A 20,158-nucleotide genomic window follows, 5' to 3' on the forward strand; every position below is an offset into this window, starting at 1 on the left:
TAAGGGCGGAGAGAAGGTGTGGTCTCACGATGGCGGAGAGAGGGATGCGGCTTGCCTCGCCGGAGGCGGAGAGGGGTGCGGCTTGCTTCAACGGAAGACGGAGCGGCGCGCCGAAGACGGGGAGCGTCGATAATGGCACAGTCCACCCTCTTCCCCGAACGCCGCTGTTTCCGCTTGAAACACTTCGTCAAGCATATTGGCATAAATCCATGGAGTACGGGCTTTTCTTTCACCCGCCCGCGACATTGCCGCTCGACACTCTTCCCGCAAAATCGGAAACGGAACAGTGATGAAAAAGTGCGCATGCGCGAAGCGTGATTCCATCCGGCCGCGGCGCTGATTGCTGCCGGGCCGGGCCTCTCATGTCGGGGAAAGCCTTACACCGCCCGCCGGGGCGGGCCATGTCAGAAAGCGTTGTTTTCCTGGCAAAGCGCCCGGTGGACCTCGGTCCAGAACAGCGCCAAAGGGGTGTCGCCGTTGCGTTCGGCAACAAGGGCGCGGATCAACGCTTCGGAACCTGCCATGTCCTGCCAGCTGGATTTCAGGCCTTTGGCGGCCTGTCGGCATTCGGCAATCTCGAACGGTCTCTTGCTGTCCATATGAGGTCTCCTCATGAAAGGCGCTAGCAGGCGGCGGCCGGATTGTCATTCCCCGCATATGTGGGGATGCCTTGTATTTATGACGGTCCTCGCGGTAAGATTGAGAGAACTGGGACAATGGAAATGACCGAGAATACCTACAGCGACAAGTTCGAACCCGCTTTCGAACAGATCAGGGCTGCAACCAATGTGGATGCCGCCATTCGTATTCTCCAGGCAGAATATGGTCTCGATTTCGTGACCTACCATCTCGCCCAGACGATCGCGAGCAAGATCGATTCCCCCTTCGTGCGCACCACCTATCCGGATGCCTGGGTCTCCCGCTACCTCTTGAACAGCTATGTGAAAGTCGATCCGATCGTAAAGCAGGGCTTCGAGCGCCAACTGCCCTTCGACTGGAGCGAGGTCGAGCCGACCCCGGAAGCCTATGCCATGCTGGTCGACGCCCAGAAACACGGCATCGGCGGCAACGGCTATTCCATTCCCGTCGCCGACAAGGCGCAACGCCGCGCGCTCTTGTCGCTGAACGCCCGCATCCCGGTCGAGGAATGGGCTGAGCTTGTGCGCCGCTGCCGCAACGAATGGATCGAGATCGCCCATCTGATCCACCGCAAGGCCGTCTATGAACTGCATGGCGAGCATGATCCGGTGCCGACATTGTCGCCGCGCGAGATCGAGTGCCTGCACTGGACCGCGCTCGGCAAGGATTACAAGGATATCTCGGTGATATTGGGCATATCCGAGCACACGACGCGCGATTACCTGAAAACCGCCCGCTTCAAGCTCGGCTGCGCCACGATTTCGGCCGCCGCCTCGCGGGCGGTGCAGCTGCGCATCATCAATCCCTGAGAATCGAAATCGATTTTCCGAAGTTACGACGTGTCACTTCAAATGCCGGAGGATCGCGATCTTCCGGCCGCGCCTCGTTTTCGCCGGTCGTGACCCAAGCCTCATACTTTTGGGCTAATCCCCCCATCTGAGGGGGCCCATCTGAGGGAATTTCCGATCCGGCACGCCTGAACCATTCTGCTCTCCACGAACTGCAAACGCTGGAGGGCAAAATGTTCGTTATCATTCAGGCACATGAGTATCAGAAATACGCCGCCGTACTCGAGCAGATGTTCCGCCTGCGCAAGAAGGTCTTCGCCGACCAGCTCGGCTGGGACGTTCCCGTCATCGGCCCCTACGAACGCGACAGCTACGATTCACTTTCTCCGGCCTACCTCGTCTGGTGCAACGACAGCCGCACGCGCCTTTATGGCGGCATGCGCCTGATGCCGACGACCGGTCCGACGCTTCTCTACGACGTCTTCCGTGAGACCTTTCCGGCCGCCGCCGATCTCGTGGCTCCGGGTATCTGGGAAGGCACGCGTATGTGCATCGACGAAGAGGCGATCGCCAGGGATTTCCCCAACATCGATGCCGGCCGCGCCTTCTCGATGATGCTGCTGGCGCTCTGCGAATGCGCGCTCGACCACGGCATCCACACGATGATTTCCAACTACGAACCCTATCTCAAGCGTGTCTACAAACGCGCAGGCGCCGAAGTGGAAGAACTCGGCCGGGCAGACGGCTACGGCAAGTATCCCGTCTGCTGCGGCGCCTTCGAAGTATCTGACCGCGTGCTGCGCAAGATGCGCGCCGCCCTCGGCCTGACCCTACCCCTTTATGTCAGACATGTTCCGGCCCGCTCGGTCGTGACGCAATTCCTGGAGATGGCAGCATGAAACGCCTCGTTGAAACCGCAACACCGAAAGACATCTCCGCGCTGGAGCGCCATGTCCTCGCATCCCGCGACATCGCCACGCAGATAGGGGATCCCTTCCTCTCCTATCTGCTTTCGATGGCGCTGTTCACAATCTACGAAAAGAAGGCTCAGCATGAGAATGAGGCGCTGAAGAGCAGCTTCGGCTGAGGGCGCGGGTCCCCTCCGCCGCGCCTGAAGAGGGGCACGCCTCGCAGCGCCTCGCGCGCAGCCGCAAAACCTGTCCCCGTTTTGCGGCTGCGCGCCCCCCGGTCACCTCGGGTCGTCAACGCCTCAAGGACGTCAAGCCATCAGGGAATCGATCGTTGAAATCAGCGTATCGTGCAGATAGGGCTTGGGCAGGAAGGTGGTATTGGCAGGCAGGGCCATCGGATCGAGCCGCACCATGCCCGAGGTGATGATGATGCCGATATTCGGCCGCATCGCCCTCACCCGCTTGGCAAGCTGGATGCCATCCATCGATCCGGCCATGTTGACGTCGGTGAAAAGGATATCGACATCCTGCCGACCCTTCAGCACCACCAGCGCCTCATCCGCATTCGCCGCCTCCAACGCCACATGGCCGACATCCTCCAGCACATCGAGGATATTGAACCGGATCAGCGGCTCATCCTCCACGATGAGCACCACGGCACTGCTCGAAGCCACCATCTGCAATCGCCCTTTTCAGCGGAATATGATTCGAATAAGTGTTTCCGCTGTGCGAAGGTTCCAGTGCCTCTGCCCACGAAATATGCATCATCCACAGATGTTGCCCTGCCCGCTTGTGGCTCCCTGCAATTTGGGCTAGAGCGAACCAATGTCGTGGGAACCATTGCCCCGGCATCCAGGTGCCGGCCTCCGGCATCACGGCGTCGGACATCCGACGCGGAGGGCCTGTAGCTCAATGGTTAGAGCCGGCGGCTCATAACCGCTTGGTTGGGGGTTCGAGTCCCTCCGGGCCCACCATATTCTTGCCCTCGCCGATGGCTTAAGTGAGAACTTCGCGCCGAACAGGCTCGGAGGTGTGTGTGCTGGATGAGGTGCCTTCGTTTACTTAACCCCTAACTCCACACCTTTAGTCGCCTTGGGCCGACCGATTGTGTTCTTGAGCCAACATTCGGACTTTTTGGGAACATAGGAGAATGCCTTGCAAGCGTTGTCGCTGATACAAGCGGTGAAACACTGCAAATAGTTGCTGCCTCGTAGGCGCTTGTAGTCACCGCCGGGAAGATCCATGCCAGAATAGCTGGTGAAATCTGATACGATCACATCGGCTGACTTCGACGATGCATAAGCGGCGACTGCATCCGCATTGCGTATCAGGGCCACGACGTTATCCTTTAGAAAGCAAACGCCGTGCTTGGTGTTGTAGGTAATCGCCTTACACTGGCTGTCGCCTTCACAGATCTCGTGGCACCCCGCATAAGTGACGTCCTTGACGGCGCGGTAATCGAAGCCGATCGCGTCGTAGCCTCGAGCATCGATGAATGAAGTCGTTGGCTGTGCGGGCAGATTGGTCGCCGCGCGTGGCATGGTGGCTGACACCTGTTCCTCTTTCTCGCCGTAGCAGAGAATTTGGAACACCGAAGGGGTGATTTTGTCCGCTAGGTCGGCTGTCGACAGCGGCTGCTGGTCTGCCGCCCTGTCGCCGGATTGCCCAGCGATGCCCTGAGACTGCAGGAAGAGATCCGCAACCGAGGCGCGGATAGCGAAGTTCACGTTCTGTGCCGTGATGCCGATTTCGTCTGCGATGCCTTTCGACAACGTCGCACTGGTGATGCCCATAAGAAAGCCATCGCGGTCGACGACCGGTCCGCCGGAATTGCCAGGCTGGATCGGTGTCGAAATTTGGATGTATCGGGTGTCGTTTCGAAGCCCCGCAAGCGCGTTGACATTGCCTGTGGTGACCTTAACCGAATCCGACAGCAGCGTTGCCAGCGGGAAGCCTATGGCTAGAATATCTTCGCCGAGCCGCGTCGGCGCACGACGAAAGACAAGTGGTTGCAACGGCTTCGCCGCGTCGACCCTCACCAGAGCTAGATCGTTGGTGGCATCAATCCGGGGGTCGGCGGCGTCACCCCTGCCCTTTATTTCGATGCGCTTGCATGCCTGCACGACATGCGCATTGGTCAGCAGCCAGCCATCCGTGGTTACTGCGAAGCCGGTACCTGACGACGTCGGACCGTCGGCAAGACATATGGGAGCAAGGGCAGCGGAAAAGAAGGCGCTCAAGATTGAGCGGCGCACGGTTGTCATTAGTATATCCCCAGTTGTCTGGAGATTAGACCCTTGAGCGAGCGCATTTCAACCATCTCTTGCAGGCAGGCTTAATGGCATTGCCATGAAACGCAAAAGCCCCGCTATCCTGGCGGGGCTTCTTTTCACCGACCAACCGACAGTGCCTAGAACTTCACGCCGATGCCGAACTTGAGTTCGTGCTGGTTGAGGTCGACATCAACGCCCAGAATGTCTTTCTCGCCGAAGTCATTATACCGATACTCGCCCCGGGCGAAGATGTTGTTGGTGATGGCAAAGTCGACGCCGGCGCCGACGGTGTAGCCGTTGAAGGTCTCGGTTTCCTTGTCTAGCCCCGGCAGGTCAACGTATCCACGCGTAGCAGTCCAGCCAGCCGCGCCATAAAGCAGCGCTCTGTCAAAGGCGTAGCCGACACGACCACGAACAGCGCCGGCCCAATCGGTGCCGACATCCGCTCCTAGCGCTTCCTCTTCGTTCCAGTTGTATTCGAGGTTGCCCTCGATGCCGACGACGATGTTGTTGTCGAACTGGAAATTGTAACCCGCAAATGCACCGAAAACGCCGCCGTTGAAATCCTGAGAATCGCTGGCGCCGCCGGCGCTGAAGTCACCGTTTAGCCAACTGGCGCCGCCATCGATGCCGAGATACGGGCCTGACCAAGTGAAAACTGGCGCAGCCGCAACAGGGGCGGCTGGGACGTCCTGCACTGCATCCGCTGCAAAGGCGCTCGTTGCGACGAGTGCTAGAAAAGTGGTGGCGATCGTGAGCTTCATGTTCGTGACCCCATGTCTTGCAACACAACTGGAGGATACAGCCTCGTTCAACAAATAGCTGTAACGCCAAAGACACACTCGCATAACTGCACGGTAGAGAACATATCCGCCGAAGCGATCATGGCAAGTATCGCACCCTCTAATAACTGCACGAACGCCCATCGCTTGGCCTGAACCCACCACCGCAGGCCGGGTTGAGCGGCTGACTCTCGTAGTAGTAACCGCCGTCGATCGACGAAGTCTGGTCGATGTATCCTGACGATGTGCAGGCCGAAATGAGCGTGGCAAGGCTGATCAGCGTTCCGGTCGCGATCAATGCGAAAAATCGGTTCATCTGAGCTTCTCCTCGGGGCATGACTTCCACCCAAACCGTACAATTTACACGCCGCGGTGCAGAGAGCATTGATCTGCGGCAATCGACTGCCTCCGGCGGGTTCTTGTCACGCTAAAGTGATCGCTTTTCTACCCGCTTTTTCATGACCATCCGCTGTCACATAACTGTCATGCAAAATTGCCCGTTGTTAAGGCAGCCTGCGCAAAATATATGCCGCCAGCTAACAAAAAAAAGAATGAGTGAACTGCCATGAGCCTACAGAAACTTTTCAATCGCAATCTCCTGACCCGTTTTGTTGCCGGTCTCGGTGCGGTTCCCCAGCGCATTCGCGAGGCCCGCGAAGAGCGCAAGCCCGCGATCCATCCCTCCTTCATGGATGATTTCGGCGCCTGAGGCGCGGCGGGTCCTTCGATCCGCTCCCGGGCTTCGGCCTCTGGTCTTGCAGGATTTTATCCCAAGACCGTTTCACAGATCTGCGCGACAGCGTCAGCCGCCCAAGGTCCCGGCCGCCGGGTGAGGTACAAGACCTCGCCCGGGTTGCCGCGCATTCTCAGTTGATCGCAGGTGCAGACGGTTCGCCCCAGCTAGAAATGGGTTGACCGGCCTTGGTCGCCACCCTGGCGTCGTAGAGTGCCAGCGAAGCCTGGAGCTGGCGCATATCGTTGCAGCGGTTGATGATGCCGCCGATATATTGCACGCAGTCGCTGGCGCTGCCCTGCACCGAGCCCGTGGCCCAATCCTTGACGATCCCGTCGGCGCCGACCAGGAAATAGGAAAGCCGGTTATTCTCGGAAATCATGGAGCTGCCGACCAGGCCGACGAAGTTCGTGCCGGTCTCGGTCCTGGCGGCGGGCGCCATATGTCGGTAGATCGTCATGCCGTTCTTCAACGGTGTTGCGCCGATCATCGGCCCGAAGGTTGCTTCGGAGCCGGAGAGCCGCGCCATCGGCGATTGACCGAGATTGGCGACCTCCACATAGGGTTTGCCCAGCGCATAGCTGGTGTATGAGCGGTTGGCGGCGTTTTCGGCCCTTTCTGCCACTTGGCTGCAGCCCGTCAAACAGATGGCGAGGCCGATCGAAAGAATTGTCATAAAGCGCATGCTGCCCCCTTGCCGGACATGGCGTGTCCGGAAGCCCCTGTTGCTTAACCCGCCGTCATTGCTAGCAGCTTTGCGGGATTTGGGAAGGTGAGCGTTAAAAGATGCAGGAATGCAGGCCTTCCGTGCCGCGCCCCTTTGCCCTGCCGGGCATCCCCCACAGGTGGGGAGATCATAAGTGGCGAAATCTTCGCGTCTCTCCAGCGTTTCCCCGGGCTGAACGCTGATCGTTTGGCGGGCGATCGCACCCAGCCAATCCCCCGCTTGTGGGGTAGATGGCCCGGCCAGAGCGGGCGGCCACGGAACGCCCTCTCCTCCCACCCTCACATTTTTCTCCCGATCCTTCACCGCCTCCTTCCCTTCCGCCGCAATAGCTTCACAATCAACCGACAGAAAGCTCATCGGGAAACGACAACTAGGGAATGAAACATGGCGCCGATTCTGTCCAAGACACTTGTGATGACTGCCCTTCTGGCCCTGCCGCTCGGCAGTGCCGCGCCTGTATTGGCGCAGGAAGCAAAGCCGCGTGAGGCGGTGATTTCGGTGACGGGCGATGGCGAATCGTCCTTGGCGCCCGACATGGCCGTCGTCAATCTCGCCGTCGTCAAGCAGGCGAAGACCGCCCGTGAAGCGCTCGACGAGAACAACAAGGCGATGAATGACGTGCTGAAGGCGCTGAAGGACGGCGGCATCGCCGAGCGCGACCTGCAGACCTCGGGCTTCTCCATCCAGCCGCAGTTTAATTATCCGCAGCCGGTCGATGGCCAGCAGCAGCAGCCGCAGCTGATCGGCTACCAGACTATCAATTCGGTCACTGTGCGCCTGCGCGATCTTTCCAAGCTCGGCCAGGTGATCGACCAATCGGTGACACTCGGCATCAATCAGGGCGGCGACATCCAGTTTACCAACGACAAGCCGGATGGGGCGCTCGAAGAGGCGCGCAAGAACGCCGTCGCCGAAGCCGTCAAGAAGGCCAAAACGCTGAGCGAAGCCGCCGGCGTCAAGCTCGGCCGCATCATCGAAATCAACGAGAATGAGCCGCGCCCGCTGCCGCAGCCCGCTTATCGCGCCACGATGATGAAGGAAGCCGACGCTGCAGTTCCCGTCCAGGGCGGCGAGAACAATTACACTGTCAGCGTCACCGTAACCTTCGCCATCGAGCAGTAAACGGAAGCGCGGCAGCTTAGCCCCTCCCACTCGTGGGAAGGGGCCCTTGGACGCAGTCAGGCCGAGCGTAAAGAATCGCACAAAAAGAAAACCGCCCTTGCCGATCGGGGAGACTGGCAAAGGCGGTTCTGGGGCCGCATCGAGGAGACGAGGCCCGTAATCTGGAAAATCAGCGGCGTAAAGCGGGGCAGCCGCGGACGTTGGCGAAGCTCATTTCATCGGGGCCGCGGCGGGTCCAGCCCTGAACGATGACGCGGCGCGGGGTGATGTCGACGACGCGCGGGCGGCGGAAGCCCCAATCGCGGGCGAGATCTTCCGCCAGCCGCGGATCGCAGCCACGCGGGCGCCGGCCGAAGCCCGGCGGCGGAGGCGGACGGCGATAATCGCGCGGCGGATCACGATCCTGATCGCCGATAATGAAACTGAATTGGGCGGCCGCCGGGACCACGGTGCCGGCAAGAGTGCCTGCGGCAAGCATGGCGGCAAGACCCGCCTTTGCCAGAAACTGCATCATCGAAAAACCTTTCGTTCCATAGTCGGTGCGGTCGAGCCGCCCTCCCCACTCTCCGCATCACGCCGAAGCGTCAGTGGAATCACTTATACAAATCGGAGAAGAGACGGCTGAAAGTGTCGCCGTCAAGGCGAAAGGGCAAGCGCACATAGGCGCTTGCCGTGCAATATTCAACGCCGGATCAGCGGGCAGCCGCGGACATTGGCGAAGACCATCCTGTCCCAGCCGCGACGATCGCGTCCGGCGACGACGACGACACGCGGCGACATGCGGGTGATGTGGGCTCTGCGCAGGCCGAAATCGCGCGCCTTGTTCACGGCGTGCATCGGCGAGCAGCCGCGGATTGGACGATAATATTGCGCCTCGACAATGAAGTTCGTCTGCGGCCCTGCGGCTGCCGCCGTGGAAACAGTGGCCGGAATGGATGAGAGGGCGAGCACTGCGGCAAGGCAAGCCTTGGTGAGGAAATGCGTCATGGAGTGTCTCCGTCGATTGGTCTTTTAAGCTCTCCCATAAGGGATTGCCTCGACACTAAATGCGGCAAGCTGAATGCTGTTCGAACCGACCATTCAGTTTGCATTCACAAGAAGATGAGCGGTTTTTGACGGCTCTTCTTTCGATCGGGATTCGCGTGATCTCTCGTCTGAAGGAGATCGCTCATCACCCGCCCCCCTCCTTCGAGGCTCCGGCCTATGGCCTACGCGCCTCAGGATGAGGGCTGATCGTGGTGCCATGCGGCTGGTGGGCTGATCGGTGTGCCGCGTGGCCGATGGCTGATGGCCGTGCCATAGCCTCGGCAAGGACGCACGGCGCTCTCAGGCCCCGAGATGCAGCACGATTTCGCGCTGGTGCGGCCGGTCGCGGTGTTCGAAGAGGTAGAGGCCCTGCCAGGTGCCGAGCATCAAGCGCCCCCTGGCGACCGGAATGCCGATCGACACCTGCGTCAGCGCCGCTTTGATATGCGCCGGCATGTCGTCCGGCCCCTCGGCCCTGTGCACGACCCAGCCCATCGATGGGTCGGAGGCCGGCGGCACGAGCCGACGGAAGAAGGCGAGAAGATCGGTGCGCACGTCAGGATCGGCATTTTCCTGGATCAGCAGTGAACAGGACGTGTGGCGCACGAAGACAGTGAGAAGCCCCTCGTCCCGTCCCGCGGCGCTGACGAAGGCCTCGGCCTGATCGGTGAATTCGTAAAGTCCCTGGCCGCGCGTGGACAGGGTGAGGATTGTCTGGGGCACGGGCGTTCTCCGTCTCGCAATGACATTGCCCGCGAGTTGGCGCGCCGTGACGGCCAAGTCAATGGCCCCCGCATGGGCAGATCGATGCCCGCCATCGGCTAAGGCCCATTCACCAGCTTCAAAACGAGCTGCTGGATATTGCCGCCGTCGCCCATTTCGACCTTGTCGAAGTCGCGGCCGCGCTGGCGCTGCTTTGCGGAAATCTCGCCGAGGCGCCGGGTCAGCTCGACCCTGATCTTCTTGCAGTCGGGGTCGTCGGCAACGGTGAAGCCGACGCTCATCGCCTCGATTTCCTTAACCATGTCCTTGATGGTTTCGCCGTGCACCCGCTCATGCGCGGCAACGCCTGAAATGAAGCCATCCCAGCTGCTCTTGACGGCTGGCGGCAGCCCGGCCGAGGGCTGCGGCAGTGTGTAGGTGATGATGAGCTTCGGCCGATTGGTGACGATGGCGCAGGCATTGCCCTGCGGCTCGTATTTGCGGGTCCAGGTGAGCTTGAACGTCGTATGCGCGATGACCCGGCCGGTGAGGCCGGCCTTGGGGCCTTGTGCGCCGATCGATTGATAAAGTTCGGCGCCGGTCTTGCCTGAAATCGAATAGGGCCGCACCTCCTCGACCGCCTGCCATTCGCTCTGCGCCGCGGCCGGTAATGCGGCGAAAACTGCCGCCAATAGGTAGGGTAGAAAAGTCTTCGTCACGCATCGTCCCGTCAAGTGATTCCCGCCACCCTAACGGCGCCGTTCCTCCCTTTCAACGCGCATGCGATGCGGCAGATATCAGCGCGGCTCTCTGGAGATGCTGAGATAGGCGGGGTCGAATTCGGCGATCTCCTGCAGGCGTTCCCAATCGACGATGGTGATCGTTCGGTTCTCCCAGGTGAAGACGCCCTCCCGCCTGAGAGCCTGCAGCGTCTTGTTGAGGTGGACCACCGATATGCCGAGCACGTCCGCCATCTCGATCTGCGTCAGCGGAAACTGAAAGCTTTCACCCCGGGTGCGCCTGACGACCTTCAGCCGCATGAAGAGTTCGCAGACGAGATGGGCGATCTGAGCGCGTTTGGAGCGCCGCCCCATGGCGACGATCCATTCCCGGTGAATAGCGCCGTCGACCAGCGTGTCGAGCCAAAGCAGCCGCGTCAAATGCGGCATGCGCTCGGTGATCGCCCTCAAGTCGGCATGATCGGCCAAAGCGACGTGGCAGGGTGACAGCGCAACGATGCCATGATCCATTACCTTGACGGGAAAAGCATGGAGGTCGACAAAGTCGCCGGCAACATGAAGAGCGGTGATCTGCCGGCTGCCGTCCGCCATCACCTTGTAGCGCGCCGCGAACCCATCGAGCAGCAGCGTGCTGAAGGGCGGCCGGCTGCCTTGGGAAACGAGATCTTCTCCGACGGAGAATTGCCTGTCCTTGACGAGGATCGATCGAAGAAGGTTTTCCTCCTCGTTCGATAGCACATCACGGCTTCCAAGGTTCAGCAACAAGGGCTCAATCACGCTCCTGTCTCCCGCTATCGCAAGGGCTCGGGGCCGTCTCGGTGCGACCTGTATTTTCTGTAGGCATCAAGGCCTAGCCTCGGGAACAATTGTCTTCATTGGTTATTTCCTCTCTGACGCGCAGGAAAGAACATGGCTCGCTACTATTTCGATCTACACAACGGGGAAGGTCCGACCCGCGACGAGCACGGCACCGAGCTCAAATCTCGTGAAGACATCCCCAAAGAGGTGACCCGCATCCTGCTGGACGTGGCACGAGACGAATTGCCGGCAGGTGACCGCATGACGATTGCCGTTACCGTCCGCGACGAGCGCGGCGATCCTGTCACAGTCGCCAGTCTCGTCTTCAGCAATGAATGGCTCGACGTCATTCGATGACGGCCTCTGGAAGCCGGGGGGTCCCATGTACGCATCAATCCAACTGGTCGATGGATGCGCTCTAGCTCCTTGCTTTCATGCATGTCCTCATCCGCACACTTCCGGGAGCGACATGCATTAAGACCCACCCCGGCGGGCGGCAATTAAATTTGACATAGTTCCGCGATTGCCGGGAAGCGTCGACAGGCATTTCTCCGGTGGAGTTCCGGTCGCTTCTATTTCGCGATCTCTTCCAGAATCAGCCGAATTTCCGCAAGTGGTTTGCGGCTTTCGTCGAAAAGCTCGACCGAAAGCATGTTCAAAGGCGCAGTCGGCAGGCCTTCGGCTGCCATTTCCGCGAGGACCCTTCGCGCCTCTGCCTTGGCAGCCTCGACGGATTCGAATTCGTATCCGGTCTCGGTGCCGACACCATCGCGATCGAAGAGCTGGAAGTGGAATTTCGGCACAGCATGCTCCTTCGATGATGCCCCTAACGATGCTGAAGGCGACAGGTTCCGCCCGAACGATTTTCAGCGCCCGCCATCCGGCGATCCTCAGAAAGCGCCGGCCTCGGGCGAAGCCAATTCCTCGATTGCGTCGACACGGTCGGGATAGAAGGCGAGATGGTCTTTGATGTTGCTGACGGCGGCATGCGGGGCTTCGTAGGTCCAAACCGCGTTCTCGGAGCGTTTGCCGCCCAAAGCAATACTGTAATAAGAGGCATCGCCCTTGTAAGGGCAACGTGTGGCGTGATCGGTGCGTTGAAGCAGCGACATATCGACATCCCTGCGAGGGATATACTGGACCGGCGGATAGGAAGCCTCGCGCAGCGTCAGCGCGTTGCGGCTGTCGGCAATCGTCCGGCCGGCGACGGTGACGACGACGCGGCAGGGATTGTGCTCGACGGTGATCGGATGGTCAGGCCCCGGAATCTTGATCGACTTGTCCAACATGGGTTCGTCTCCAGAAGATAAGTATGCCCCTGAGATAGGGCGCTCATGCCGCCGGCCCAAGCCCCGAGCGTTTCCTTCCCTTACACCTGGAATGTGAAACGCGGCGATGCCTGACTGAGGGCGGCGGTCGCCGCTGTCGCCGACCAGTGACGCGCGAGCGCATCCGCGAGCGTCGCAACCAAGCTGGCGGTATCCTCGCCGGCCCCGGCATGCAGCGCCTCGGCGACGACCAGCACCGAGCGCGTCATCTCCCGCACCGCCGACAGGCCGCCCTGCCGGTTCGTCCAGCGGCGGGCATGTGCTCTGCCTTCGTCATCCGCGAAGATCACCTCGTCCGGCTCCGGATGTTCGCTTTGACCGGTGAAGGTGAGATAGGTCTCATGCCCCGTTGCATGCCGCACCTGGAGATCGCCGGCAATGTTTTCCGTGTCGAAGACGGCGACAGGGATGGCAAAGGCGAGCGAAATCGCATTGCAGAGATCGATGAGCGGATGAAGGCGCGGCAGGGCGTGCTCCTGGCGGAAGCGACGCAGAAGCGCCTCGGATGCCGCGCGATACTGCGTCGGCTTCAAGCCCATGCGGGAAAAGCCGCGCCGCCACGCCTGGATCTCCGGGAATCCGCTTTCCTGGGCTTCCGCAAGGCGGGCCGCGGCGATCGCGCTGAAACTTGCGATCGCCTCTTCGACGTCAGCTGCCGCATGAATGCCTTCGGCAAAAAGCGCGCAGGCGGCAAGCTGCGGAAAAGCCTGCCATATCGCGTTGGAATGGCTGAACTGCATGATCATTTCCCTTCGATGAATTTCCTGTGGCTTCCTGCAATGGCGAGCCCGAACACGGCCGCCAGCACGCAGACAATGCCGGCAATCTGGTTGAAGCCGATCGGCTCGCCGAGAATGACGAAAGCGAGCATGACGGCCGAAATCGGCGCAAGCGCGGTGAAGAGCGCGGCTTCCGTGCCGCTCACCCTCTCTGCCCCCGCATACCACAGCAGAAAGCCGCCGACGGTCGGTACCAGAGCATAATAGACGACGGCAGCGGCAGCACTGGCTGAAAACCCATGCGTGAGGGGCGCCTCGAAAATGGCCGGAACGATCGAGACGGCGAAGCCGATGCCGGTCATCAGCGTCGACTGGGCAAGCGGCGGAATGTCGACGGTCAGCCGCTTGTTCAACAGAATGAACAAGCCCTCGCAGATGACCGCGAGAAAAATCAGCAGATTGCCGGCAAGCGAACCGCCGGTCGCCTCCGGTGTGAAGGCGATCGAAAACACGCCGACGCTCGCCAGCGCCACGGCCAGAAGCAGGGCGCGCCCCGGCCGTTCGCGCAGCAGCAGGATCGAAACCGCCGCCGAGACCACCGGCAGCGTGCCGATGATGACGCCCGCATCGGCGGCCGAGGTCAGGCTGAGGCCCGATATCAGCAGCGTCGTATAACCGACACTGCCGGCGCCGGCCTGAATGACGAGGACGAGACGGTCATGCCTGGAGAGCTTCGGCAACCGGGCACCGTTTGCCCGCATCAGCAGGAAGAGGACGGGAAGAGCGAGGGCGAAGCGCAAGGCGGTGGCGGTAAACGGCGGCAGTCCTGAAGCAATGATCTTGCTCGCGATGACAGTGCTGCCGACCGTCAGCATGGCGAGCGCCAGATAGAAATAACCTTGAACCTGTCTCGACATTCCGCGCCTCCGATTGGATGCGCCGAAGAAACAGCAGCGGTCAGCCGGGGTCTTGAACGAAATTGCAGGGCATGAATCGAAGCAAAGTGGCCAGCCCCGTCCTTCGAGGCCCTTGCGGGGGCACCTCTAGGAGGACGCAGGAGAGAGGTCGCAGCCTGCGGCACCACGAATCAGCCTTCCACCGCTCAGAGAAATGCCCCGGCATAAAGCCGCGGCGACAGGCCGTATTTGCGCACGAAGACGCGCGTCATGTGGCTCTGGTCGGCAAAGCCGCTGGCAAAGGCGGCTTCGGCAAGCGGCGTGCCCTGAGCAATCAGCCGCCGGGCGATATGGATGCGGGCCTGGACGAGATAGGCATGCGGCGTCAGTCCCGTCGCCTTCGCGAAGCCGCGCAGCAGCTGGAAGCGGCTGAGGCCGCTTTCCCGGGAAAGATCGGCCAGCGAGACGGCGGCAAGAGGATCGTCGTCGATCAGATCCCGCGCCGCGCGGATGGATGACGGCACCGGCGGCCTCGCCTCGCTGCCGTCGTCTTCCCGCATGACATTGGCGACGAGTTGCAGCAGCAGTTCCTCGCAGAGCAGCCCGTCGGCAGCACTCGCGGTCACCGCGCGAAACAGCGTTCCGAAGCGGCTGGCGATCGCCGCATCGCGAATGACGGGATGGGAGATTTCCGAGCGCCTTGCGCCGATCTCTTGTGAGAGGCCGGTGACGATCTCCGGATCGAAATAGAGGATGCGCCACGATCGGCGCTCGCCGATCGGCGCGCCATCATGCACCTCGTTCGGATTGACGGTGATGATATCGCCAGCCTCCGCCTCCACCATGCCGCGCCCACTGAGCGATTTCTGCGCCCCCGACGACACGAGGCCGATGCCGAACTGCTCATGCGTGTGCCTGGCGAAACTGTGAGGCGTTTCGGCTTCCACCGCTTCGACGCCTGGAAGCGCCGAGCGCAGCATCCTGAACTGGTTTTTCGGCATTTGACATCCGCAGGTCCGATGCCGGCAACTCTGCCAGCCGCGCCTTTATGACGCAACCATCTAAAAGAACTCGTCCAGCAGCTGATAGTAACCGAGCCTCGCCGGATCGGGCGCCGGCAGGCCGTAACGATGGAGAAATGGCTGCACCAGCGCCTTGCCGAAATTATCGGCGATGCTGCGGCAGGCGAGCGCGATATCCTGATAGCGGTCGGCGACGCCGAGGCGGCTGCAATCGATATAGCCTGAGAATTGGCCGCCGGAAGCGACGAAATTCGGCAGGCAGGCGTCGCCATGGGTGACGACGAGATCCTCGCTGCCCGGCCTCATGCTCTCGAGCTCAGCAAAGAGCTCGACGGCGCTTTTTCCCAGCCGGGCCGGATCGAAATCCTCCTCATCGACGATTCCTGCTTCCATGCGCGCCTTGGCTACCGGCAGGCGCTTTTCCAGGCGGTGATCGAACGGACAGGAAGTGATCGGCAGGCGATGAAGATCGAGCAGTGCCTCCGCCAGCAATTCGATGCGCGCCAGGGGCGCCAGCGCCGAAGCACTGGCGAGATCGGTTCCCGGCAGCGCGCTGAGCAGCAGCCAGTTACGTTCGTCGTCGCTTTCACGGGCGATCACCTCCGGGCAAGGCAGGCCGGAGGCCTTGAGCCAGGCGAGCCGGGCCGCCTCATCGGCAAGTTCGCCGAACGGCCCCGCCGCCTCGACCTTCAGATAGAGCGCCGGAAGGCCCTCGCCTTCCAGGCGAAAGACGCTCGCGGCCGAACGGCCGAGCGCATCCCGCTCCATCCGGTAGCCGGACAGGCGGGCGCCGAAAGGTCCTGCCGGCAATGTCTTGAAAGATGTCAATGAATCGTTTCGGCTGGGGCTGCTTCGAGCAGGATATCGAACGCCTCTTCGAGCGCCGCCACCAGGATATCGGTCAGCTCGTCGCCTTTGTTTTCCAGGAACAGCACGCTGACGGCTTCGTCCTGGCGCTCAAGCAAACGCTCGATCTCGTTCGACATATCATTGTCCTTCTTCACCGTACCATCACGGCCAATGAGGAAAGGTTAGGTAGAGTTCCTTGCGCGTAGCTGGCTGCGAGACGACGAAAGATCGCGGCGCGCTTTAGTTATCAATATCATATTTGGAATACTCGCTGCGAGGGATTCGTCCGCCGACCTGGTGAGCAAAGGACACCACTTTGGTAGCTCCCTCGTCCACCTCGCAACGGAAGCGAACCTGGAACCAGCCTTTGGCTGTGCCAAAGGCTGCATCCTTCACGTCCAGAATCGTACCAGCCCGCAGGCCGAAACTCGGCAATGCGGAAGGGAAATAGGGCGGCGAGCCGTGAACAAGTTGACCCTGCAGCTCAGTGGTGCAAAGCGTCGCCACTCGCTGTTTTCGTGAAAGGCCATCCATCGCCGTTTGCGCAAATAAACTGCCATCGGCAGCCCGAGAAAATAGCGTTTTCGCCTCCGGCAGGTCCTTGGTTTCAGGGAGGATTTTCGGCTTATCGGAGATGTTCTGCTCAGGCGGTTTGGCCGGCCCGATCCTCGTATTGGCTTCGCCGGAGGCTTCCGTCGGCGGCCCTTTGCTTTCCGGAGAAACGTCTATCGCAGCCACCTCCGGCAGCTTCACCTCATCTGGCACGGGTTTTGATGGAGGCTCCTCAGCTTTGGGTTTTGCGTCAACAGTTCTTGTTGGCTCCTGCGCCGAGGCATCATCGTGCTGGGGTGGAGTTGTTGCGGCTTTCTTTGCACCTTGAGAAGCATTTCCCGCCAGGGCCTTGTCAGGACCGCTAGTCTTATCTCCAAATTCAGTAACGGGTTTGAGGGTCTGCATGGGCTTCGGCTTGGCTTGCTCGACAGCTTTCCTTGCCAGTGGAGGCGGCGGTGGTGGTGGCGGAGGTTCCTTCTTAGCCTCTTGCGGTGGCTTCGGCTCCGGCGGCTTTTCCTCGGCCTTTTTCTCCTCCGGCTTCTTCTCCTCCGGCGGCGGGACGAGCTCGACCTTCACGTTCTCGTCCTCCGGGGGCTTCGGTTCGATCTTCGGCAAGCCGAAAATCAGAAGCGCAACGACCGGCACGTGCAGAAGCACGGACACACCGATACCCCAGCGGATTTCGGGCCGCCGTTTTGCCGTTTCGTGATTCGTCTCCGCCAAGTCCACTTCGTCTGTCACAGCAGCGATGTGGCCTTTAAAGCCGGCAGCATCAAGCCGCAAAAGCAAAAAACCTCGTGATCGTGCCGAAGCCATCCGCTGGCCGGTGCGCCATCCGTTCCCTCCTCAGACCTGGGCAACGGGCCACCCACGAGCGGGGCCGAGGCCGCGCCCTTGATGGGGAGAGGCGCTGAAATTCTCATGCGTTAGCTGAGCGAGCCGATGATCTCTCGATAGGCAGCCTCCGGGAATGCCTTCAGTGTCTGGGTGCGGACATTGCCGGCCATCGCCAGCGAAAGGCCAAATCTCGCCATGACGGCATCGTCAGGCGCTTCGCAGACAGCCACCATGTCGTGGCCGCCCATCGTCAGAAAGAACTGGTTGAAGGAGCCGCCCATGTCGCCTAGCAGTTTCTTCGCCGCATCCAGCCGTTTTGACGAGTCGCGAACAGTGCGCACGCCTTGGTCCGTCCAGTTGATCAACACAATGTACGTGGTCATCTTGCACCTCCGAACGGAGGATTCGCCCGACACGGGCATGCGTCGGTCCTCGCTCGCGCACCGCGATCGATTTCTTCCCCCGTGGCCGGACTATAATCTTGTCACCACTGAGCGACAAGAAAGCCGCCGGGATCATTGGTATTAATCACAAAAGCAAAAGCCGGGCACGACGCCCGGCTTTCCAATCATGACGGCAATTGTCGAAACCTCAGCTGTCGAGGATCGAGCGCAGCTTGGAGTTTCTTAGCTGTCCAAAAAGCTTCTCAGCTTTCTCGATCGGCTCGGATGCTTCAGCTTACGCAGCGCCTTCGCTTCGATCTGGCGGATACGTTCGCGGGTGACCGAGAACTGCTGGCCGACTTCTTCGAGCGTGTGATCGGTGTTCATGCCGATGCCGAAGCGCATGCGCAGCACGCGCTCTTCGCGCGGCGTCAGCGAGGCGAGAACGCGGGTCGTCGTCTCGCGCAGGTTCGCCTGGATGGCGGCATCGATCGGCAGCAGCGCGTTCTTGTCCTCGATGAAGTCGCCGAGATGCGAATCTTCTTCATCGCCCACCGGCGTTTCAAGCGAGATCGGCTCCTTGGCGATCTTCAGGACCTTGCGGACCTTTTCGAGCGGCATAGCGAGCTTTTCGGCCAGTTCTTCCGGCGTCGGCTCGCGGCCGATCTCGTGCAGCATCTGGCGCGAGGTCCGGACGATCTTGTTGATCGTCTCGATCATATGCACCGGAATGCGGATCGTGCGGGCCTGGTCGGCGATCGAGCGGGTGATCGCCTGACGGATCCACCATGTCGCATAGGTCGAGAACTTGTAACCGCGGCGGTATTCGAACTTGTCGACCGCCTTCATCAGGCCGATATTGCCTTCCTGAATGAGGTCGAGGAACTGCAGGCCGCGGTTCGTGTACTTCTTGGCGATCGAGATGACGAGGCGAAGATTCGCTTCGACCATTTCCTTCTTGGCGATGCGGGCTTCGCGCTCGCCCTTCTGCACCATGTGCACGATGCGGCGGAATTCCGAGATCGAGATGCCGGTTTCCGTCGCGAGATTCTGAATCTCCTGGCGGATGTCGCGGATCGTCGTATTCTCGGCCTTGGCGAATTCCTTCCAGCCGCGAGCGGCCAGATTGCCGATCGACTTCATCCAGTTCGGATCGAGCTCGGCGCCCTGATACTGCTCCAGGAAAGAGTCGCGCTTGACGCCGTAGGATTCGGCCAGACGCAGCAGGCGGCCTTCGTTCTGCACGAGGCGCTTGTTGATGTCATAGAGCTGCTCGACCAGCGCATCAATGCGGTTCTGGTTGAGCGACAGCGACTTGACCGCCTTGATCAGCTCGTCCTTGAGCTCCTTGTAGCGGCGCTCCTGCGCGGACGACAGCGTGCCGGTGGCGGCAAGGCGCTGCTCGACCTGCTGGTCCTGCAGCTTGCGCAGCTTCTTGTAAGTCTCGGCGATGATGTCGAGCGTTTCCATGACCTGCGGGCGCAGCTCGGCTTCCATCGCGGCCAGCGACAGGTTGGATTCGTCCTCGTCCTCTTCCTCCTCTTCGGGAGGCAGGCCTTCGCCGCCGACATCGGTAATGTCGTCGTCGCCGGAACGGGCGCGCCGGGTCTTTTCCTTCTCTTCCGCCGCCTTGCGGTCGGCCTCGATCTTCTCGGGGCTCTGGAACTGCGGCGCGGCCTTGGCTTCCGGACCGGAATATGTCGTCTCGAGATCGATGATCTCGCGCAGCAGCGTCGTGCCCTCGTTGAGTTCGTCGCGCCAGATGATCAGGGCCTGGAAGGTCAGCGGGCTCTCACAGAGGCCCGCGATCATCGTCTCACGGCCGGCTTCGATGCGCTTGGCGATTGCGATTTCGCCTTCGCGCGACAGAAGCTCCACCGAGCCCATCTCGCGCAGATACATGCGCACCGGGTCGTCGGTACGGTCGGTCGGCTCTTTCTTCTTGGCGGTCGCAAGCGCGGTGCCGGCCGAAGGCGCGAGTTCGCCGCCTTCGCTGTCCTCATCGCCGCCGGCGTCGTCGTCATCGCCACCGCCGGAAGCACCGGCTTCTTCGGCTTCCTCGTCCTCGATGACGTTGATGCCCATGTCCGACAGCATCGACATCGTGTCTTCGATCTGCTCGGAGGTCACTTCTTCGGACGGCAGGACGGCGTTCAGCTCGTCCATCGTCACGTAGCCGCGCTTCTTGGCGGCCTTGATCATCTTCTTGACCGCGTCGTCGGAAAGATCGAGAAGAGGGCCGTCGCTTGCGCCGTCGCGTTCGACTTCCGCGTCTTCGTTCTCTTTGACCTTGGTTGCCATTTATATCGTCGCCTTCCTGACGCTATCCAA

Annotated in this window: 28 protein-coding genes and 1 tRNA gene; 8 read left to right on the top strand and 21 right to left on the bottom strand. The window is 60.9% G+C overall.

What is annotated here, in order from left to right; all coding sequences use genetic code 11:
* Window positions 1–132 precede the first annotated feature (132 nt).
* A complete protein-coding gene (locus tag NXC14_RS32455; RefSeq protein WP_157131412.1) occupies window positions 133–318 on the top strand; it encodes a hypothetical protein in 186 nt (61 codons plus the stop codon).
* Window positions 319–404: 86 nt separating this feature from the next.
* Here NXC14_RS32455 and NXC14_RS15145 read toward each other — a convergent pair whose 3' ends face one another.
* Entirely contained in the window at window positions 405–599 is a 195-nt protein-coding gene (locus NXC14_RS15145) for a hypothetical protein (RefSeq protein ID WP_020921837.1), read from the bottom strand.
* Window positions 600–722: 123 nt separating this feature from the next.
* Here NXC14_RS15145 and NXC14_RS15150 point away from each other — a divergent pair, with 123 nt between their 5' ends.
* From NXC14_RS15150 to NXC14_RS15160, 3 genes are all read left to right on the top strand, one after another.
* The gene (locus NXC14_RS15150) at window positions 723–1,448 is read left to right on the top strand and encodes a LuxR family transcriptional regulator (RefSeq protein WP_085780132.1); all 726 of its coding nucleotides are present in this window, start codon (window positions 723–725) and stop codon (window positions 1,446–1,448) included.
* Window positions 1,449–1,660: 212 nt separating this feature from the next.
* Window positions 1,661–2,326, top strand: coding sequence for an acyl-homoserine-lactone synthase (locus NXC14_RS15155; RefSeq protein ID WP_085778842.1), 666 nt, complete (start codon window positions 1,661–1,663; stop codon window positions 2,324–2,326).
* On the top strand, window positions 2,323–2,514 hold the full coding sequence (locus tag NXC14_RS15160) for a hypothetical protein (RefSeq protein ID WP_020921840.1): 192 nt from the start codon (window positions 2,323–2,325) through the stop codon (window positions 2,512–2,514). The genes NXC14_RS15155 and NXC14_RS15160 overlap by 4 nt, the downstream gene beginning before the upstream one ends.
* Before the next feature lie 132 nt (window positions 2,515–2,646).
* Here the strand turns inward: NXC14_RS15160 and NXC14_RS15165 are convergent, their stop codons facing one another.
* On the bottom strand, window positions 2,647–3,015 hold the full coding sequence (locus tag NXC14_RS15165; RefSeq protein ID WP_085778843.1) for a response regulator: 369 nt from the start codon (window positions 3,013–3,015) through the stop codon (window positions 2,647–2,649).
* A 221-nt stretch (window positions 3,016–3,236) separates the two neighbouring features.
* On the opposite strand from NXC14_RS15165, the gene NXC14_RS15170 reads away from it, so the two are divergent.
* Window positions 3,237–3,312: transfer RNA gene (locus tag NXC14_RS15170), tRNA-Ile, on the top strand.
* An 84-nt stretch (window positions 3,313–3,396) separates the two neighbouring features.
* Here NXC14_RS15170 and NXC14_RS15175 read toward each other — a convergent pair.
* The 3 genes from NXC14_RS15175 to NXC14_RS15185 all read right to left on the bottom strand — a co-directional run bounded on the left by NXC14_RS15175 (window position 3,397) and on the right by NXC14_RS15185 (window position 5,709).
* Complete coding sequence (locus NXC14_RS15175; RefSeq protein ID WP_085778844.1) at window positions 3,397–4,602, bottom strand: trypsin-like peptidase domain-containing protein; 1,206 nt, start codon at window positions 4,600–4,602, stop codon at window positions 3,397–3,399.
* A gap of 146 nt (window positions 4,603–4,748) precedes the next feature.
* Entirely contained in the window at window positions 4,749–5,375 is a 627-nt protein-coding gene (locus NXC14_RS15180) for an outer membrane protein (protein WP_085778845.1), read from the bottom strand.
* 139 nt (window positions 5,376–5,514) lie between these two features.
* Window positions 5,515–5,709 carry a hypothetical protein gene (locus NXC14_RS15185; RefSeq protein WP_085778846.1) on the bottom strand — a complete coding sequence of 65 codons (195 nt, stop codon included), beginning with the start codon at window positions 5,707–5,709 and terminating at the stop codon, window positions 5,515–5,517.
* A gap of 249 nt (window positions 5,710–5,958) precedes the next feature.
* Between NXC14_RS15185 and NXC14_RS33025 the strand changes: the two genes are divergently transcribed.
* Window positions 5,959–6,102: a hypothetical protein gene (locus tag NXC14_RS33025; RefSeq protein ID WP_168296739.1), complete on the top strand. Its 144-nt coding sequence runs from the start codon at window positions 5,959–5,961 to the stop codon at window positions 6,100–6,102.
* A gap of 157 nt (window positions 6,103–6,259) precedes the next feature.
* On the opposite strand, the gene NXC14_RS15190 is transcribed toward NXC14_RS33025, so the two are convergent.
* Entirely contained in the window at window positions 6,260–6,811 is a 552-nt protein-coding gene (locus NXC14_RS15190) for a hypothetical protein (protein WP_085778847.1), read from the bottom strand.
* Between the two features lie 426 nt (window positions 6,812–7,237).
* Between NXC14_RS15190 and NXC14_RS15195 the strand changes: the two genes are divergently transcribed.
* Entirely contained in the window at window positions 7,238–7,975 is a 738-nt protein-coding gene (locus tag NXC14_RS15195; RefSeq protein ID WP_085778848.1) for an SIMPL domain-containing protein, read from the top strand.
* A 169-nt stretch (window positions 7,976–8,144) separates the two neighbouring features.
* On the opposite strand, the gene NXC14_RS15200 is transcribed toward NXC14_RS15195, so the two are convergent.
* From NXC14_RS15200 to NXC14_RS15220, 5 genes are all read right to left on the bottom strand, one after another.
* Window positions 8,145–8,489: a hypothetical protein gene (locus tag NXC14_RS15200; protein ID WP_085778849.1), complete on the bottom strand. Its 345-nt coding sequence runs from the start codon at window positions 8,487–8,489 to the stop codon at window positions 8,145–8,147.
* A gap of 167 nt (window positions 8,490–8,656) precedes the next feature.
* Window positions 8,657–8,962, bottom strand: a complete 306-nt coding sequence (locus tag NXC14_RS15205) for a hypothetical protein (RefSeq protein ID WP_085778850.1) — start codon at window positions 8,960–8,962, stop codon at window positions 8,657–8,659.
* 339 nt (window positions 8,963–9,301) lie between these two features.
* On the bottom strand, window positions 9,302–9,724 hold the full coding sequence (locus NXC14_RS15210) for a secondary thiamine-phosphate synthase enzyme YjbQ (RefSeq protein ID WP_085778851.1): 423 nt from the start codon (window positions 9,722–9,724) through the stop codon (window positions 9,302–9,304).
* A gap of 98 nt (window positions 9,725–9,822) precedes the next feature.
* Entirely contained in the window at window positions 9,823–10,422 is a 600-nt protein-coding gene (locus NXC14_RS15215) for a DUF922 domain-containing protein (RefSeq protein WP_085780133.1), read from the bottom strand.
* Between the two features lie 78 nt (window positions 10,423–10,500).
* A complete protein-coding gene (locus NXC14_RS15220) occupies window positions 10,501–11,220 on the bottom strand; it encodes a Crp/Fnr family transcriptional regulator (protein ID WP_085778852.1) in 720 nt (239 codons plus the stop codon).
* Window positions 11,221–11,352: 132 nt separating this feature from the next.
* On the opposite strand from NXC14_RS15220, the gene NXC14_RS15225 reads away from it, so the two are divergent.
* Entirely contained in the window at window positions 11,353–11,598 is a 246-nt protein-coding gene (locus NXC14_RS15225) for a hypothetical protein (protein WP_085778853.1), read from the top strand.
* Between the two features lie 215 nt (window positions 11,599–11,813).
* Here the strand turns inward: NXC14_RS15225 and NXC14_RS15230 are convergent, their stop codons facing one another.
* From NXC14_RS15230 to rpoD, 10 genes are all read right to left on the bottom strand, one after another.
* Window positions 11,814–12,044 carry a hypothetical protein gene (locus tag NXC14_RS15230; RefSeq protein WP_020921849.1) on the bottom strand — a complete coding sequence of 77 codons (231 nt, stop codon included), beginning with the start codon at window positions 12,042–12,044 and terminating at the stop codon, window positions 11,814–11,816.
* An 87-nt stretch (window positions 12,045–12,131) separates the two neighbouring features.
* Complete coding sequence (locus NXC14_RS15235; protein WP_085778854.1) at window positions 12,132–12,530, bottom strand: DUF427 domain-containing protein; 399 nt, start codon at window positions 12,528–12,530, stop codon at window positions 12,132–12,134.
* Between the two features lie 80 nt (window positions 12,531–12,610).
* Entirely contained in the window at window positions 12,611–13,309 is a 699-nt protein-coding gene (locus NXC14_RS15240) for a phenylalanine--tRNA ligase beta subunit-related protein (protein ID WP_085780134.1), read from the bottom strand.
* Window positions 13,310–13,311: 2 nt separating this feature from the next.
* Window positions 13,312–14,205, bottom strand: coding sequence for a DMT family transporter (locus NXC14_RS15245; protein WP_085778855.1), 894 nt, complete (start codon window positions 14,203–14,205; stop codon window positions 13,312–13,314).
* 185 nt (window positions 14,206–14,390) lie between these two features.
* Window positions 14,391–15,185, bottom strand: coding sequence for an AraC family transcriptional regulator (locus NXC14_RS15250; protein WP_085778856.1), 795 nt, complete (start codon window positions 15,183–15,185; stop codon window positions 14,391–14,393).
* 60 nt (window positions 15,186–15,245) lie between these two features.
* A complete protein-coding gene (locus tag NXC14_RS15255) occupies window positions 15,246–15,974 on the bottom strand; it encodes an APH(3')-II family aminoglycoside O-phosphotransferase (protein WP_245362158.1) in 729 nt (242 codons plus the stop codon).
* Window positions 15,975–16,030: 56 nt separating this feature from the next.
* Entirely contained in the window at window positions 16,031–16,192 is a 162-nt protein-coding gene (locus NXC14_RS33030; RefSeq protein ID WP_198175456.1) for a hypothetical protein, read from the bottom strand.
* Window positions 16,193–16,295: 103 nt separating this feature from the next.
* Window positions 16,296–17,390, bottom strand: a complete 1,095-nt coding sequence (locus tag NXC14_RS15260) for a DUF930 domain-containing protein (protein WP_085780135.1) — start codon at window positions 17,388–17,390, stop codon at window positions 16,296–16,298.
* 143 nt (window positions 17,391–17,533) lie between these two features.
* On the bottom strand, window positions 17,534–17,827 hold the full coding sequence (locus NXC14_RS15265) for a GYD domain-containing protein (RefSeq protein WP_011426192.1): 294 nt from the start codon (window positions 17,825–17,827) through the stop codon (window positions 17,534–17,536).
* Between the two features lie 243 nt (window positions 17,828–18,070).
* Window positions 18,071–20,128 (bottom strand): RNA polymerase sigma factor RpoD, encoded by a 2,058-nt coding sequence (gene rpoD / locus NXC14_RS15270; RefSeq protein WP_011426193.1) that lies wholly within the window; start codon window positions 20,126–20,128, stop codon window positions 18,071–18,073.
* Window positions 20,129–20,158 lie beyond the last annotated feature (30 nt).

The organism is Rhizobium sp. NXC14 (genome assembly GCF_002117485.1).
GTDB lineage: Bacteria > Pseudomonadota > Alphaproteobacteria > Rhizobiales > Rhizobiaceae > Rhizobium.